Genomic DNA, 15437 nt, shown 5'->3' with positions numbered 1-15437 from the left:
GCATGCACCTGGGCGGTGAACTGCTCACCATCGGTGTGCTGTTCGTCATCGCCTACGTGCTCGGGCGGCTCGGCAAGACCATCGGTCTGCCGGCGATCCCGATCTACATGATCGTCGGGCTCATCGCGAGCCCGCACACCCCGTGGATCGGCCTGAGCGTCGAGTCGCACACGATCGAGCTCATCGCGACGTTCGGGCTCATCCTGCTGCTGTTCAACCTCGGGTTGGAGTTCGACCAGGAGGAGTTCTACGGCAACGCCGGCAAACTCCTCGTGTCGGGCGGCACCTACGTCGTCATCAACATGGGTGTCGGCTTCGCCTTCGGGTTCTCGCTCGGCTGGGGCACCCGAGAAGCCCTGATCATCGCCGGCATGACGGCCACGTCGTCGAGCGCGATCGTGACGAAGCTCCTCATCGAGCTGCGACGGCTCGCGAACGACGAGACCCCGATGATCCTGGGCGTCACGGTCATCGAGGACGTCTTCATCGCCATCTACCTGGCGATCGTCTCCGTCGTGCTGTCCGGCGACACCAACGCCTGGGCCGTCGTGGGCAAGCTCGCGCTCGCGTTCGGCTTCCTGATCGTGATGTTCACGCTCGCCCGGTTCGCCGGCAAGTGGGTGTCGAAGATCTTCGCGACGCGTGACGACGAACTGTTCACGGTGCTGTTCTTCGGGCTCGCCGTCATGTTCGGCGGCATCGGCGATCTGCTCGGCGTGACCGACGCCATCGGCGCCTTCGTCATCGGCCTGCTCTGCGGCGCCACCCGGTACCGCGACCGCATCGAACAGCTCGCCCTGCCGATGCGTGACGTCTTCGCCGCGTTCTTCTTCGTGAACTTCGGACTCGGTCTCGACCTGTCGACCTTCGGCGAGGTGCTCTGGCCGGTCCTCGGTGCGATCGGCATGACGGTCGTGCTGAACGCGGTCGCCGGGCAGATCGTCGCGCGCATGAACGGCTTCAACGTCCAGCAGGGGATCAACACCGCGGTCATCCTGGTGAACCGTGGCGAGTTCGCGCTGATCCTCGCGACGCTCTCGGCTGCCGCCGGACTGGAGGCGCGGATCACCGCGTTCGCGGGCCTCTACGTCCTCGTCATGGCGATCCTCGGGCCGCTGCTCGCCGTGAACTCGGAGCGGATCGGCCGCCTCGTGGTGCGCCCCGCCCGCCTCGCCCGCCTGCGCGGGCGGCTCGGCGGTCGTCGTGCGGTCGCCGCGGCTGCCGCCGCCGAGGCCGCCGAGGCCGAAGCGGACGAAGCAGCGTCCGCCGCCGCGGCCCGCCGTGCCGAGCGGGACCGCCAGTTCGCGGAGGAGTTCGCGCTCGTGGAGGCCGCTGGCAGGGACGAGCAGGACAATGGGTCACCGGAGGCGACCGACGAACCCGTCACGTCGCCCGTCGAGATCCCCACCGAGCGCCCCGAGCGTCCGGTCCGACAGCGCGATCCGGAGTACTGATACAGATGTGGGCCGTTGCCCGACGACCGAGGTGGATCGCGCTGCTGGTGCTGGCGCTCGTGCTGGCGGCGGTGTTCGCGGGACTGGGCAAGTGGCAGCTCGAGCGGAGCATCGCCAACGGCAAACCGCTGCCGGCGACCACCGAGACCCGCAAGACGCTCGAGGCGATCACCGCTCCCGAAGAGCCCGCGAGCGAGACCATCGCCGGCCAGAAGGTCACCGTCACCGGCACCTTCGTCGCCGGCGACACCACGATCCTGACCGGCCGCACCGGGGGTGGGACGTACCAGACCGTGGGACACATGGTGGACTCGGATGGTGGGGCGAGCCTCCCGGTCGTCATCGGGTGGTCCGACCAGCGGTCGGCCGCCGTCGCCGGTGGTGACCGCCTGGCGGACGGGCAGACGATCACGGTGCAGGGCCGCTACTACCCGGCCGAGTCGCCCGACCAGGACACCTACAAGCAGGCGGAGTACTCCGCCGTGGCACCAGCGCGCTTCGTCAACACGTGGCAGGCCTTCGACGACCGGATGTACCTCGGGTACGTCGTCGCCGACGGCGCCACCGCGCAGGCAGCGGACCTCGGCACCATCGCCGACCGTGCGCCGTCGCGCGAGGTCCAGTTCGACTGGCTGAACCTGTTCTACGCGATCGAGTGGGTCGTCTTCGCCGGCTTCGCGGTGTTCCTCTGGTACCGGTTCGTGAAGGACGCCTGGGAGCGCGAGGAAGAGGAGCGGCGTGAGGCGGCCCTCAGCGTCGACGGGGCCCTCGCCGACCGACGGTAGGCTGGTCGTCATGGCCCTGACCGTCCGAACCCGCGACGTCCCGAAGATCCCGGGTGCGGTGAAGTGGTACCGCGTCTCCGCGTACATCACCGGTGTGCTGCTGCTGGCCCTCGTGATCGAGGTCATCATCAAGTACACGCCGCTTCAGCTGGAGATGCAGCTCGGCAACGGCCCGTTCTTCGTGCCGAACGGCACGGCCGGCGAAGCACCCGGCACGTTCAACCTGTCGATCGCGATCCTCATCGCGCACGGCTGGCTGTACGTCCTCTACCTCTTCACGGACTTCCGTCTGTGGAGCATCATGCGCTGGAGGCCCTCCCGCTTCCTGCTCATCGCCCTCGGTGGCATCATCCCGTTCATGTCCTTCGTGGTCGAACACCGCATGCAGCAGAAGGCCATGGACACCTACCACGAGCTGATCGCTGCCCAGCAGCGTGAGAAGGAGGCCGCTCGGTGAGCGAGACCGAACAGCGTCCCGTCCTGGTCGTCGACTTCGGGGCCCAGTACGCGCAGCTCATCGCGCGTCGGGTCCGTGAAGCGAACGTCTACAGCGAGATCGTCCCGCACGACATCACCGCGGACGAGATCCGCGCCAAGGACCCGGCAGCCATCGTGCTGTCCGGTGGTCCGTCGTCCGTCTACGAGGACGGTGCCCCGTCACTCGACGGCGACATCCTCGAGCTCGGTGTCCCCGTGCTCGGCATCTGCTACGGCTTCCAGGCCATGGCGACCGCCCTCGGTGGCGAGGTGGCGAACACCGGCCTGCGCGAGTACGGCGCCACGTCCGTCGACGTCAGCGGGACCGACAGCGTCCTGCTCGGTGGGCAGCCCGTGTCCCAGGTCACGTGGATGTCGCACGGCGACTCCGTGGCGAAGGCACCCGAGGGCTTCGAGGTCCTCGCATCGAGCGCCTCGACCCCCGTCGCCGCCTTCGCGTCCGACGAGCGCAAGCTCTACGGCGTGCAGTGGCACCCCGAGGTGAAGCACTCCGAGCACGGCCAGGCCGTCCTCGAGAACTTCCTGCACCGCGCCGCCGGGCTGCCCGGTGACTGGAACTCGAGCAACGTCATCGACGAGCAGGTCGCCCGGATCCAGGCCCAGGTCGGATCGAACCGCGTCATCGCCGGCCTGTCCGGTGGTGTCGACTCCGCCGTCGCCGCAGCCATCGTGCACAAGGCCGTCGGAGACCAGCTCACCTGCGTCTTCGTCGACCACGGGCTGCTCCGCGCCGACGAGCGCAAGCAGGTGGAAGAGGACTACGTCGCCTCCACCGGGGTCCGGCTCATCACGATCGACGCCGAGCAGCAGTTCCTCGACGCCCTCGCCGGTGTCAGCGACCCGGAGCAGAAGCGCAAGATCATCGGCCGCGAGTTCATCCGGACGTTCGAGGCCGCGGCCGAGGCGCTCGTGCTCGAGGCCCAGGCTTCCGACTCTGATGCCGAGGTCAAGTTCCTCGTGCAGGGCACCCTCTACCCCGACGTCGTCGAGTCCGGCGGCGGAGCCGGTACCGCGAACATCAAGTCGCACCACAACGTGGGCGGCCTGCCCGAGGACATGACCTTCGAGCTCGTCGAACCGCTCCGTGCGCTCTTCAAGGACGAGGTCCGTGCCGTCGGCCGCGAGCTCGGCCTGCCCGAGGTCATCGTCGGCCGCCAGCCGTTCCCCGGACCGGGACTCGGCATCCGCATCGTCGGTTCGGTCGACAAGCAGCGGCTGGAGCTGCTCCGCGCGGCCGACAAGATCGCGCGCGAGGAACTCACCGCGGCTGGCCTCGACGGGGAGATCTGGCAGTGCCCGGTCGTCCTGCTCGCCGACGTCCGCTCCGTGGGTGTCCAGGGTGACGGTCGCACGTACGGGCACCCGATCGTGCTCCGTCCGGTCTCGTCCGAGGACGCCATGACCGCCGATTGGACGCGCCTGCCGTACGACGTGCTCGCGAAGATCTCGAACCGCATCACGAACGAGGTGCCCGACGTCAACCGGGTCGTGCTCGACGTCACGTCGAAGCCGCCGGGGACGATCGAGTGGGAGTGACGCTCCCCTGAACGACCGGAGGCCCGGCACGCACTGCGTGCCGGGCCTCCGCGCGTCCGGGGGTGCGCGTCGGGGCGCGGGTCGGGCGCGCGTCGGGCTTCCCCGAGGTTCCGAAATCTCGGCATCTCGCGCCTCCCCCGGGGCACCCGTGGAACCTCGGCGTCACACCCGCGGCATGTCGTGGAACCTCGGCGCCGCGGGCACGGCGAGTCCCCACAGCCCCACAGCCCCACAACGCCACAGCCCCACTGCTCCGGGAACGACGAAGGGCCCCGGCAGCGCCGGGGCCCTTCGTGGACGCGGTGGTACTAGTTGCGCGCGCTGCTCGCGATGATGGCGAGGATGCGCAGGATCTCGAGGTACAGCCAGACGAGCGTCACGATGAGGCCGAACGCCGCGGTCCACGCGTAGATCCGGGGAGCGCCGCGCTGGACACCGGTCTGGATCTGGTCGAAGTCGAGGATCAGCGAGTACGCCGCCATGACGACGACGAAGATGCCGATGAGGACCCCGAGCGGGATGCCGAAGACGGTGATCCCGAGGGCACCGAACGCGGTGTTCGTCACGCCGGTCCACATCAGGACCAGGTTCACGAGCGAGAACGCCATGTACCCGACCATGGCGATCAGGAAGAAGCGCGTGGCCTTGGGCGTCGCACGGACCTTGCCGGAGGCGAACAGCGCGAGCGTGATGCCGAAGACCGCCAGCGTGCCGAACACCGCCTGGGTGACGATGCCGCCCCACATCGAGTTGTACGCGCCGGAGATGCCGCCCACGAACAGACCCTGAGCGAAGGAGTACGCCAGGACGAGGCCGGGTGACGGCTTCTTCTTGAACATGTTCACGAGCGCCAGGACGAACCCGACGATCGCGCCGACGATCCAGACGATCGGGGGCAGGTTCCAACCGGCCACGGCACCGACGACGAGCACGCTGAAGGCGAGCAGCGTCTTGACGATGGTGTCCTCGTACGACATGCGGTCGGTGTCGACCGTCGATGCCGCCGGGCGGTCGTACATGTACTGCAGCTGCTCGGGGGTCATCCCGCCCTGTGCCTGCTGCGGGGTCTGTCCCCAGCCGGCCTGCTGCTGACCAGCGCCGCGCCCGCCCCAGGTGTTGGGTCCCTGGGCGTTGAAGGCGGGGGACTGGTCGAAACCGGGCTTGAAGGCCATGGTGTCCTCTTCCTAGGAGATATGAGTCCTCTCAGCCTAGGTGCGCTCGGTCGCGGAAGGCTGAGGATTCGCGGCGAGCGGACGCGGGCCCGGGGGCCCTGACGACGGCAGCCTATGGGCGCCCGCTGCACGCACGCCTCGAAGACGTCGAGAGTCCGCCGTCGAGCGCGCCGACCCCGACGGCAGTGCCGGGTACAGCCAGGTCACGAGCGCGACCGAGATCGTCATGAGCAGGAACCAGGCGACGATCTTGGTCGGGGCCACCGGCTGCCACAGCGCGAGCTGCGCGGGGTAGCTCCACGCTCCGGCCCAGGTCGCGACGTTCTCGGCGAACCAGATGACCACGGCGACGAGTCCCATCGCCACGAGCACCGGCATGCGCACCGTCGCCCGGTGGATCCGGACGTGCATGGTCGTGCGGGCGAAGAGCAGCACGACGAGCGCGAGCAGGACCCAGCGGGCGTCGGGCAGGAAGTGGTGCCCGAAGAAGTTCAGGTACACGCCGGCAGCGACGACGGCGAGCAGCCACTGCCGCGGGTACCGGTCGAACCGCAGGTCGAACAGGCGGTGCACACGGACCATGTACGACCCGACCGCGCCGTACATGAAGCCGGAGAACAGCGGGACCCCCGCGATCACGAACAGCCCGCCGGGTCCGTACGACCACGAACCCACGTGTGTCTTGAACACCTCCATCACGGTGCCGACGACGTGGAAGAGCAGCACGACCCGGAGCTCCCGCACGGTCTCGAGCCCGAACACGAGCATGCCGAGCTGCAGCAGCACGGCCACGACGGTCAGCACGTCGTTCCGGAGGGCGACGGGCACGGTCGGGTGCGCCACGGCCATGGAGCCGAGCAGCAGCGCCCCGAACGCGCACGCCCATGCCTGCTTCGCGCCGAACACCAGGAACTCGGTGACGAACAGCCGGACGGGCCGGTGTGGCTGGTGCCCGGCGTCGAGCAGTCGGCGGGCGGCGCGGTCGATCCGGGCCTCGACGGCTGTGGAGAGCGAACGGACGGTCATGCGGCGATGGTCGGCGTCGATGCTGGGAAGCACGGGCTCGGGCCGGGTGCGTGTGTCCCGCGACACAGGACGGTCGGCCGTCACCCTGGCCCAGTAGGGTCGCGCCATGACCCTCGTGATCGCCCACCGCGGCGCGTCCGGCTACCGCCCCGAGCACTCGCGGAGCGCGTACGAGCTCGCGATCGAGCTCGGTGCCGATGCGATCGAGCCGGACCTGGTGCCCACGAAGGACGGCGTGCTCGTGCTCCGCCACGAGAACGAGGTGTCCGGCACCACCGACGTCGCGGACCACCCGGAGTTCCGGCACCTGCGCACGACGAAGACCGTCGACGGCCAGTCCCTGACCGGCTGGTTCACCGAGGACTTCACGTGGGCCGAACTGCAGACGCTCCGCACCCGCGAGCGCCTGCCCGCGCTGCGGCCCGGGTCGGCCGAGCACGACGGCGAGGAACCGATCCTGCGCCTCGAGGACCTGCTCGCGATCCTCGATGCCGCGCCTCGTCCGGTCGGGCTGGTCGCCGAGGTGAAGCACGCGGCCTTCTTCGACCGTGCGGGCTTCCCGATGGACGAGCTCGTCGACCGCGCACTCGGTGACGCCGGGTGGCGCCGGGACGAGCGGCTCACGGTCGAGAGCTTCGAGAAGGGCGTGCTCCGCGAGCTGCGCGAGCGGCACACGGGTGGTCGGCTGGTGTACCTCCAGGAGGCCCGTGGCAGCGCCGCCGACGAGGTCGCGTCCCACGGATCGCTGGCTCCCACCTACGCCGCGGAGCGTTCCGAGGACGCCCTCGCGTCCCTCGCGACCGAGTTCCACGGCATCAGCGTCGACCTCGGCACGCTGATGGCCGGGGTGGACAGCGTCGCGCTCGAGGACCCGACGCCGGTCCGGAGCGCGATCGTCGACCGTGCGCACGCCGTGGGCCTCGCGGTGTACACGTGGACGCTCCGGCCGGAGAACCGGTTCCTGCCCGGGCCGCTGCGCCGCGGGGGGGACGTCGCGGCCTTCGGGGACTGGGAGCGCTGGTACACCTCGGTGATCCGGACCGGCCTCGACGGGGTGTTCGCGGACCACACCGACCTGGCGGTCCTCGCCCGGTCGGCTGTCGGGGGTCCCGCTTAGACTGTCCCGAACATGACGATCGTGCTCGACCCCTTCGAATCGACGCCCGAGCCGGGCGCCGGTGCCCGTGCGTACGAAGACCCGTTCACCGCGGGCCTGAACCCCCAGCAGAAGGAAGCCGTCGAGTACCGCGGCGAGTCCCTGCTGATCGTGGCCGGCGCCGGGTCCGGCAAGACGAGCGTCCTCACGCGCCGCATCGCGCTGCTGCTCGCCAACCGTGAAGCCTGGCCGTCGCAGATCCTCGCGATCACCTTCACCAACAAGGCCGCGGCCGAGATGCGCGAGCGTGTCCGGGCGCTGGTCGGCGGCGAGTCCGACGGCATGTGGATCTCGACGTTCCACTCGGCGTGCGTACGCATCCTCCGACGCGAGGCCGAGCGGTTCGGGTTCGCGCAGTCGTTCACGATCTACGACTCCGCCGACTCCAAGGCCCTGCTGAAGCGGATCATCAAGGACCTCGAGGCGGACACGCTCGGGCTCACCGTGGGCGCAGCGGCGTCGAAGATCTCGAAGCTCAAGAACGAGCTGCAGGACATCGACTCCTACGCGCGCAACATCAACGTGAACGACCCGCAGGAAGTCATGTTCACCGAGGTCTTCCGTCGGTACACGAACGACCTGCGCCGGGCGAACGCCTTCGACTTCGACGACCTCATCGGCCAGACCGTCTTCCTGTTCCGGGCCTTCCCCGAGGTCGCTGCGCTGTACCAGCGGCGCTTCCGCTTCATCCTGGTCGACGAGTACCAGGACACGAACCACGCGCAGTACTCACTGATCCGCGAGCTCACGCGTCCGGTGCCGGTCGAGCAGGTCGACAAGCTCGAGGACTCCGGCCAGCACGTCGCCCGCATGCGCGAGCGCGACGGCTCGATCGCCGGGGCGTCCCTGACCGTCGTCGGTGACTCGGACCAGTCGATCTACGCGTTCCGCGGGGCCGACATCCGCAACATCGTCGAGTTCGAGCGCGACTTCCCGAACTCCAAGGTGATCCTGCTCGAGCAGAACTACCGGTCGACGCAGACCATCCTCGACGCGGCGAACGCCGTCATCGCGAACAACTTCGACCGTCAGGCGAAGAACCTGTTCACCGACGTCGGCGCTGGCGAGAAGATCGTCGGCTTCACCGGGTACACCGGCCACGACGAGGCACAGTTCGTCGCCGACGAGATCCAGCGCCTGCGCGAGGACGGCATGGACTACCGCGACATGGCGGTGTTCTACCGGACGAACTCGCAGACCCGTGCGCTCGAGGAGATCTTCATCCGCGCCGCCATCCCGTACCGGGTGCTCGGCGGCACGAAGTTCTACGAGCGTGCCGAGATCAAGGACGCCATGGCGTACCTGATCACCGTTGCGAACCCGGCGGACCCGATGGCGCTCCGTCGTGTGCTCAACGTGCCGAAGCGCGGCATCGGCTCCGTCACCGAGACGACCCTGCAGCGCTACGCCGACGAGCACGAGACCACGATGCGCGATGCCCTGCGGCACGCCGACGAGCTCGGCTTCGGCCCGAAGGTCCGCAACGCCATCACGGCGTTCGCCGCGCTGCTCGACTCCGTGTCCGAGAAGGCCCAGACCCAGCCGGTCGTCGACACCCTGACGCAGTTGCTCGACGGCTCCGGCCTGCTCGAGAACCTGCGGAAGTCGCCCGACGCGCAGGACGCCGCCCGCGCCGACAACATCGACGAGCTCGTGGCGGTGACGCGCGAGTTCCAGAAGAACAACCCCGAGGGCACGCTGACGGACTTCCTGACCGAGGTCTCGTTGGTGGCTGCGGCGGACGAGCTCGACGACTCGTCGGGCACGGTCTCGCTCATGACGCTGCACACGGCCAAGGGTCTGGAGTACGAGGCCGTGTTCCTGACCGGGGTCGAGGAAGACCTGCTGCCGCACCGGATGTCGGCGAACGAGCCGGGTGGCCCCTCCGAGGAACGCCGCCTGTTCTACGTCGGCATCACCCGCGCGAAGAAGGTCCTGTTCCTGTCGCTGGCGATGACGCGCGCGCAGTTCGGCGACGTCAACGTCGCGATGCCGTCGCGATTCCTGCAGGAGATCCCCGAGGGGCTCATCGAGTGGAAGCAGTCGCCGGGCATGGCGAACAGCCGTGGCGGCACGCAGCCCCGTGCGCTGAACGCCAAGCGCGAGGGTGGCATCGGCGGTGGCGGCGGCGGTGGGTACCGCGGTGGCGGCGGTTGGGGCGGTGGCTCGTACGACCGTGCGGCAGCCGCGTCGAAGACCCGCCCGAAGACCGAGTGGGCGAACCGGGTGTCCGGCCAGGTCCGTGACAACGGGGACATGGAACTCGTCGCCGGTGACCGCATCACGCACGTCGACTTCGGTGAGGGCACGGTGTCCGCGGTGACCGGCCAGGGCGCGAAGCGCATCGCGGAGATCGCGTTCGACTCCGCCGGTCGCAAGAAGCTGCTCATCAAGATCGCGCCGATCGAGAAGATCTAGCCAGAGTCGGCTGAACGTCCGTACACCCCGCCGGTTCCCCGGCGGGGTGTGTTCGTCGTGGGCACGAGGACGTCGCGCCACGCCCGAGACCTGGGAGTCCACCCCTGTTCGGGTGGCACCGAAAACGTGGTGAGGTTAGCCTTACCTAACGTGACAGCTCTCAATCAGACAGCCCCCATCGAGATCCTGACCGCGGCCACCGCCGAGCGCTACCGATCGACGGTCGGGTCGATGGTCGACCGGCTCGCCGACCGCTTCGCCGCCGTGGACCGCCCGACGACCGCGACCGACCCGCGTGCGCTCCACGACCGGGTGCGCGCCGTCGACCTGGACGCCGCTCCGGTCGGGACGGAGCAGGCGCTCGCCGAACTCGACGACCTGTTCGTCCGCGAGGCGGTGTGGTTCCACGACCCCGGTTACCTCGCGCACCTGAACTGCCCGGTCGCGCTTCCAGCGGTCGCCGCCGAGTCCGTCCTCGCGGCGGTGAACCCGTCGGTCGACACCTGGGACCAGTCCCGCATCGGCACGGACATCGAACGCCACGTGGTCGACTGGCTGGCCCGCCGGGCTGGGTTCGCTGCCGGTGACGGAGTGTTCACCTCGGGTGGCTCGCAGTCCAACCTGCAGGCACTGCTGCTGGCACGCGAAGCCGTCGGAGTCGCCGGCACCGTGTTCACGACGGCGGAGACCCACTTCAGCATCGCGAAGTCCGCTCGGCTCCTCGGGCTCGAGGCGGTGATCGACGTCGCCACGGACTCCGCCGGTCGGATGCGGCCGGCAGCCCTCGCCGAGGCGATCGCCCTGACCCGGGCGGCGGGCGGGACCCCGATCGCGGTCGTCGCGACCGCCGGTACCACCGACCGCGGGGTCATCGACCCGATCGAGCCGATCGCCGACGTGTGCGACCTCGAGGACGTCTGGCTGCACGTCGACGCCGCGTACGGCTGCGGCCTGCTCGTGTCCCCGACGCGTCGGCACCTGCTCGCCGGCATCGAGCGGGCGCGCAGCGTGACGACCGACCTGCACAAGTCCTTCTTCCAGCCGGTGTCCTCGAGCGCACTGCTCGTCCGCGACCCGGCCGACCTGCGCCGGACGGCCTGGTACGCCGACTACCTCAACCCCGAGGACGCCGTCGAGCCGAACCAGGTCGACAAGTCGCTGCAGACCACCCGCCGGTTCGACGCCCTGAAGCTCTGGGCCACCCTGCGCGCGACCGGCGCCGACGCGATCGGCACCGCGTTCGACGCCGTCATCGACCTCGCCGCCGCCACCCACCGGATCATCGAGGAGCACCCCGACCTGGTGCTCGTCGCCCCGACGCAGCTCAGCACCGTGCTGTTCCGCTGGCAGCCGGCCGGGGTGACCGACGACGAGGCCGACGCGCTCGTCGCCCCGATCCGCGCGGCCCTGCTCGCCGAGGGCCGGGTCCTCATCGCGAAGACCGTGATCGACGGCCGCCCGTGCAACAAGCTCACCCTGCTCAACCCCGAGACGACCCCGGCGCAGATGCGCGCCTCGCTCGACCACGTCGCCGCGACCGCAGCACGGGTCCGCGCGACCACCACCGCCCCGGAAGGAGCAACGCGATGACCACCGACCGCACCGTGCACGACCTGATCGGCATCGGCATCGGCCCGTTCAACCTCGGCCTCGCCTGCCTGACCGACCCGCTCGACGACCTCGACGCGGTGTTCCTCGACGCCGCCGACGGCTTCGCCTGGCACCACGGCATGATGCTCGACGACGCCACGATCCAGGTGCCGTTCATGGCGGACCTGGTGACGATGGCGGATCCGACGTCGCCGTTCTCGTTCCTGGCGTGGCTCAAGGAGACCGGCCGTCTGTACCCGTTCTACATCCGTGAGGACTTCCACCCCCTGCGCAGCGAGTACGACGCCTACTGCCGCTGGGCCGCCGACCGACTCGACACCCTCCGCTGGGGTCGGTCCGTCACGGCGGTCGAGCACGACCCGACGACGGACGTGTTCACGGTGCACGCCGAGACCGATCAGGGTCCCGAGACGTACCGCGCACGCCACGTCGTCGTCGGCATCGGCACGGAGCCGTCGGTTCCCGCCCCGCTGCGCGGGATCGCCGGGCCGGCGATCCACTCCGCCGAGTTCCTGCCGAACCGGGACGCCCTGCGCGACGCCGGGTCGATCGCCGTCGTCGGCAGCGGGCAGTCCGCTGCCGAGGTCTACCGCGAACTGCTCGAGGACATCCGGCAGGACGGGTACCGCCTCGACTGGATCACCCGGTCGCCGCGGTTCTTCCCGATGGAGGACACGAAGCTCACCCTCGAGATGACGAGTCCGGAGTACACGGACCACTTCCACGGGCTGCCCGAAGCCGTCCGCGACCACCTCGGGCGCGAGCAGCGCGGGCTCTACAAGGGCATCAGTGCCGACCTCGTCGACGAGCTCTACGACCAGCTGTACCGGATCAGCGCACGTGGCCCGATCCCGACGAGTCTGCGCACCGAGACCAGTGTCGTCGACGCGGAGTGGCTCGCCGACCGGGGCACGTACCGGCTGACACTCCGCCACGAGCAGCTCGGCGCGACCTACGAGCACGAGGTCGAGCGGCTCGTCCTCGCCACCGGTTACCGCCCGCGGGCGCCGCGGTTCCTCGATCCGGTCGAGCACCTCGTCGCCCGCGACTCCCAGGGTCGCCTGGCCGTCGCGCGCGACAACCACGTCGACACGCTCGGGGGGCGCATCTGGGTGCAGAACGCCGAGGAGCACACGCACGGCCTGACCGCGCCCGACCTCGGCATGGGCGCGTGGCGGAACGCGTCGATCATCCGGTCCGTCACGGGTCGCCCCGTGTACGGCCTGGAGGCCCGGATCGCCTTCCAGGAGTTCGGCCTGCCCGACACGGACCGGTCGACGGCCCCGGTCGCCGGCGCGCACCGCGCGCCGGACCGGCAGGTCACCGAGCGCGCGGAGGTGCCCGCATGAGCGCCGATGTGACGAGCACTGCACCGGCCGGTGCGCCCGAGGCGACGCTGTCCGCCGGAGCTGCTCCGGGCCTCCTGGCCGTCGAACCCGTGGACCCGGACCGCGACGCCGCCGTCGTCCAGTCGTGGCTCGCCCACCCGGCGTCGTCGTGGTGGGAGATGGGCGACCTCGACGTGGACGGCGTCCGGGACTACCTGACCGGCGTGCAGGGGGACCCGGCGCAGGCCGCGTGGCTCGGCCGCCGCGACGGCGAACCGTGCTTCCTCGTCGAGACCTACGACCCCTCGGCCGTCCTGCTCACCGACGTGTGGGCGGCGGAGCCCGGCGACGTCGGCATGCACCTGCTCGTCGCGCCGGTGCCCGCCGGGGGCCGCGTGCACGGACTGACGAGCGCCGTGATGCGCGCCGTCGTCGAGCACTGCCGAGTTGCCCTCGGGGCACGTCGGATCGTCGTCGAACCGGACGTGCGGAACACCGCGGTGCAGGCGAAGAACGCCGAGGTCGGGTTCCGCGCGTTGCGAGCGGTCGACGTCGACGGCAAGCGGGCGCTGTTGTCGGTCCTCGAGACCGACCGCATCGGTGTGTCCGATGACGACGGGCCGGCCGCGCACCTGCGGCCCGAACACCTGGAACCCGCTGAGCGGCACCTCGTCGCGAAGGCCATCGCGGAGTTCACGCACGAGCGGATGATCGCGCCCACGCAGGACGGTGTCGGCTGGCGGTTGGACGCGGGTGACTCCACCTACCGGTTCCGTGCGCGGCAGCACGTGCTCGAGCACTGGTCGATCGACGAGGCTTCGCTGACGCGGACCCGCGGCGGTGCCCCGGTCGCGCTCAGCGCCCAGGACCTCGTGCTCGAACTGCGCGACGTGCTCGGGATCCCGGACGAGCTGCTCGGCACCTACCTGGAGGAGATCGCCTCGACCCTGGCGAGCGCCGCCGCGAAGCACCGGCGGGGTGGGCCGTCGGCTGCGCAGCTGGCGCGCGGGCGGTCCGACGGCGGCGTCGCCGGCGTCACCGCGTCCTTCCAGGACGTCGAGACGGCGATGACCGAAGGGCACCCGGCCTTCGTCGCCGCGAACGGGCGGATCGGGTTCGGGCTCGACGAGTACCGGGCCTTCGCGCCGGAGTCCGGCGGCCGGTTCCGCTACCGGTGGCTCGCCGCTCGACGCGCGCACACGCACCTGGCACTCGCCGCCGACCGGACCGAGCAAGCGCACTGGGAGTCGGAGCTCTCCGAGACGGTCGTGGCCGGGTTCCGCTCCACGCTGGAGCGTCTCGGGCTCGACCCCGACGACTACGTGTGGATCCCCGTGCACCCCTGGCAGTGGCAGCACCGCATCGCCGTGACCTTCGCGCCGGACCTGGGACGCCAGGACCTGGTCGACCTCGGCGAGGGGCCGGACGAGTACCAGCCGCAGCAGTCCATCCGCACCGCGTTCAACCGAACCGATCCGACGCGCTCGTACGTGAAGACGGCGCTCGCCGTGCAGAACATGGGGTTCCTGCGGGGGATGTCGCCCGCGTACATGCGGAACACCCCGGCCGTGAACGACTGGGTCGAGTCGATCGTCTCCGCCGATCCGACGCTCGCGTCCTTCGGGTTCTCGGTGCTCCGGGAGCACGCCGCCATCGGGTACACCGGCGACGCGTACCACCGGGTCGACGTGTCCTCGCCACAGCGGAAGATGCTCGCGGCACTGTGGCGGGAGAGCCCGCTGCCGCGGGTGACGGACGGCGAGCGACTGCTGACGATGGCGGCGCTGCTGCACCGAGATGCCTCGGGCGACGCCGTCGTCTCCGCGCTGATCGAGGCGTCGGGACTTCCCGCCGACGCGTGGGTGCGGCGCTGGCTCGACGCGTACCTGCTGCCCGTCGTGCACTGCCTGACCGTGCACGACCTGGTGTTCATGCCGCACGGCGAGAACCTCGTGCTCGTCGTCCGCGACGGCGCCGTCGTCCGTGCCGTGATGAAGGACATCGGGGAAGAGGTGGCGGTGCTCGGGCGGCACGACGACCGTCCGGTGCCGGCCGACATCGACCGGATCGTGCACCCGGTGTCCGACGACGAAGCAGCGCTCGCCGTGGTCACCGACGTGTTCGACGGGGTGCTGCGGTTCGTCGCCGCGATCCTCGACGACGACGGGGTCCTGCCCGAGGGCCGGTTCTGGGAGGTCGTGGGGGAGTGCATCGACGCGCACGCCGCTGCACACCCGGACCGCCGTCGACCGCTGGACCTGCGGGTACCGACGTTCGAGCACTCGTGCCTGAACCGGTTGCAGCTGCGGAACACCCTGTCGATGGTCGACCTGACGGACCAGTCGGCGTCGCTCATCCGGGCGGGGGCGATGGCGAACCCGATCGGGCGGTAGGGCCCGCGCCTCGCACCAGCCGGAGCGGCGACGAGGCTCCGATCTTGCAGACGACTCCCC

General features: G+C 70.2%; 11 protein-coding genes. 9 read left to right on the top strand and 2 right to left on the bottom strand.

Features of this window, described 5'->3' with window-relative positions; translation table 11 throughout:
• Window positions 1–2 precede the first annotated feature (2 nt).
• Genes ACXKZB_RS17500 through guaA form a run of 4 tightly spaced genes read left to right on the top strand, consistent with a single transcriptional unit; the run spans window position 3 to window position 4273 of the window.
• Window positions 3–1454, top strand: a complete 1452-nt coding sequence (locus ACXKZB_RS17500; protein WP_340197757.1) for a cation:proton antiporter — start codon at window positions 3–5, stop codon at window positions 1452–1454.
• A gap of 5 nt (window positions 1455–1459) precedes the next feature.
• A complete protein-coding gene (locus tag ACXKZB_RS17495; RefSeq protein WP_396289516.1) occupies window positions 1460–2239 on the top strand; it encodes an SURF1 family cytochrome oxidase biogenesis protein in 780 nt (259 codons plus the stop codon).
• Window positions 2240–2249: 10 nt separating this feature from the next.
• A complete protein-coding gene (locus ACXKZB_RS17490) occupies window positions 2250–2696 on the top strand; it encodes a DUF3817 domain-containing protein (protein WP_123311809.1) in 447 nt (148 codons plus the stop codon).
• Window positions 2693–4273 carry a glutamine-hydrolyzing GMP synthase gene (gene guaA / locus ACXKZB_RS17485; RefSeq protein WP_123311811.1) on the top strand — a complete coding sequence of 527 codons (1581 nt, stop codon included), beginning with the start codon at window positions 2693–2695 and terminating at the stop codon, window positions 4271–4273. The genes ACXKZB_RS17490 and guaA overlap by 4 nt, the downstream gene beginning before the upstream one ends.
• Before the next feature lie 308 nt (window positions 4274–4581).
• On the opposite strand, the gene ACXKZB_RS17480 is transcribed toward guaA, so the two are convergent.
• Window positions 4582–5445 (bottom strand): Bax inhibitor-1/YccA family protein, encoded by an 864-nt coding sequence (locus ACXKZB_RS17480; RefSeq protein WP_488824006.1) that lies wholly within the window; start codon window positions 5443–5445, stop codon window positions 4582–4584.
• A 36-nt stretch (window positions 5446–5481) separates the two neighbouring features.
• Window positions 5482–6471 carry a DUF817 domain-containing protein gene (locus ACXKZB_RS17475; RefSeq protein ID WP_488824005.1) on the bottom strand — a complete coding sequence of 330 codons (990 nt, stop codon included), beginning with the start codon at window positions 6469–6471 and terminating at the stop codon, window positions 5482–5484.
• A gap of 106 nt (window positions 6472–6577) precedes the next feature.
• On the opposite strand from ACXKZB_RS17475, the gene ACXKZB_RS17470 reads away from it, so the two are divergent.
• The 5 genes from ACXKZB_RS17470 to ACXKZB_RS17450 all read left to right on the top strand — a co-directional run bounded on the left by ACXKZB_RS17470 (window position 6578) and on the right by ACXKZB_RS17450 (window position 15377).
• Window positions 6578–7588, top strand: a complete 1011-nt coding sequence (locus tag ACXKZB_RS17470) for a glycerophosphodiester phosphodiesterase family protein (protein ID WP_488824004.1) — start codon at window positions 6578–6580, stop codon at window positions 7586–7588.
• 12 nt (window positions 7589–7600) lie between these two features.
• On the top strand, window positions 7601–10045 hold the full coding sequence (locus ACXKZB_RS17465) for an ATP-dependent helicase (protein ID WP_488824003.1): 2445 nt from the start codon (window positions 7601–7603) through the stop codon (window positions 10043–10045).
• A 231-nt stretch (window positions 10046–10276) separates the two neighbouring features.
• Window positions 10277–11635 (top strand): pyridoxal phosphate-dependent decarboxylase family protein, encoded by a 1359-nt coding sequence (locus ACXKZB_RS17460; protein ID WP_488825928.1) that lies wholly within the window; start codon window positions 10277–10279, stop codon window positions 11633–11635.
• Window positions 11632–13005, top strand: a complete 1374-nt coding sequence (locus ACXKZB_RS17455) for a lysine N(6)-hydroxylase/L-ornithine N(5)-oxygenase family protein (RefSeq protein ID WP_488824002.1) — start codon at window positions 11632–11634, stop codon at window positions 13003–13005. The genes ACXKZB_RS17460 and ACXKZB_RS17455 overlap by 4 nt, the downstream gene beginning before the upstream one ends.
• Window positions 13002–15377 carry a GNAT family N-acetyltransferase gene (locus tag ACXKZB_RS17450; protein WP_488824001.1) on the top strand — a complete coding sequence of 792 codons (2376 nt, stop codon included), beginning with the start codon at window positions 13002–13004 and terminating at the stop codon, window positions 15375–15377. Before ACXKZB_RS17455 ends, ACXKZB_RS17450 begins: the two co-directional genes overlap by 4 nt.
• Window positions 15378–15437: the final 60 nt, after the last annotated feature.

The organism is Curtobacterium sp. ABR8, from assembly GCF_057812125.1.
The sequence above is the reverse complement of the archived record's forward strand: the minus strand, read 5'-3'. Positions and strand labels throughout refer to the sequence as shown.

Coding starts and splice junctions, on each gene's coding strand:
- ACXKZB_RS17460 (WP_488825928.1), top strand. CDS start 10,277: ATGGTCGACCGGCTCGCCGACCGCTTCGCCGCCGTGGACCGCCCGACG.
- ACXKZB_RS17495 (WP_396289516.1), top strand. CDS start 1,460: ATGTGGGCCGTTGCCCGACGACCGAGGTGGATCGCGCTGCTGGTGCTG.
- ACXKZB_RS17475 (WP_488824005.1), bottom strand. CDS start 6,471: ATGACCGTCCGTTCGCTCTCCACAGCCGTCGAGGCCCGGATCGACCGC.
- ACXKZB_RS17500 (WP_340197757.1), top strand. CDS start 3: ATGCACCTGGGCGGTGAACTGCTCACCATCGGTGTGCTGTTCGTCATC.
- ACXKZB_RS17490 (WP_123311809.1), top strand. CDS start 2,250: ATGGCCCTGACCGTCCGAACCCGCGACGTCCCGAAGATCCCGGGTGCG.
- ACXKZB_RS17450 (WP_488824001.1), top strand. CDS start 13,002: ATGAGCGCCGATGTGACGAGCACTGCACCGGCCGGTGCGCCCGAGGCG.
- ACXKZB_RS17465 (WP_488824003.1), top strand. CDS start 7,601: ATGACGATCGTGCTCGACCCCTTCGAATCGACGCCCGAGCCGGGCGCC.
- ACXKZB_RS17455 (WP_488824002.1), top strand. CDS start 11,632: ATGACCACCGACCGCACCGTGCACGACCTGATCGGCATCGGCATCGGC.
- ACXKZB_RS17470 (WP_488824004.1), top strand. CDS start 6,578: ATGACCCTCGTGATCGCCCACCGCGGCGCGTCCGGCTACCGCCCCGAG.
- ACXKZB_RS17480 (WP_488824006.1), bottom strand. CDS start 5,445: ATGGCCTTCAAGCCCGGTTTCGACCAGTCCCCCGCCTTCAACGCCCAG.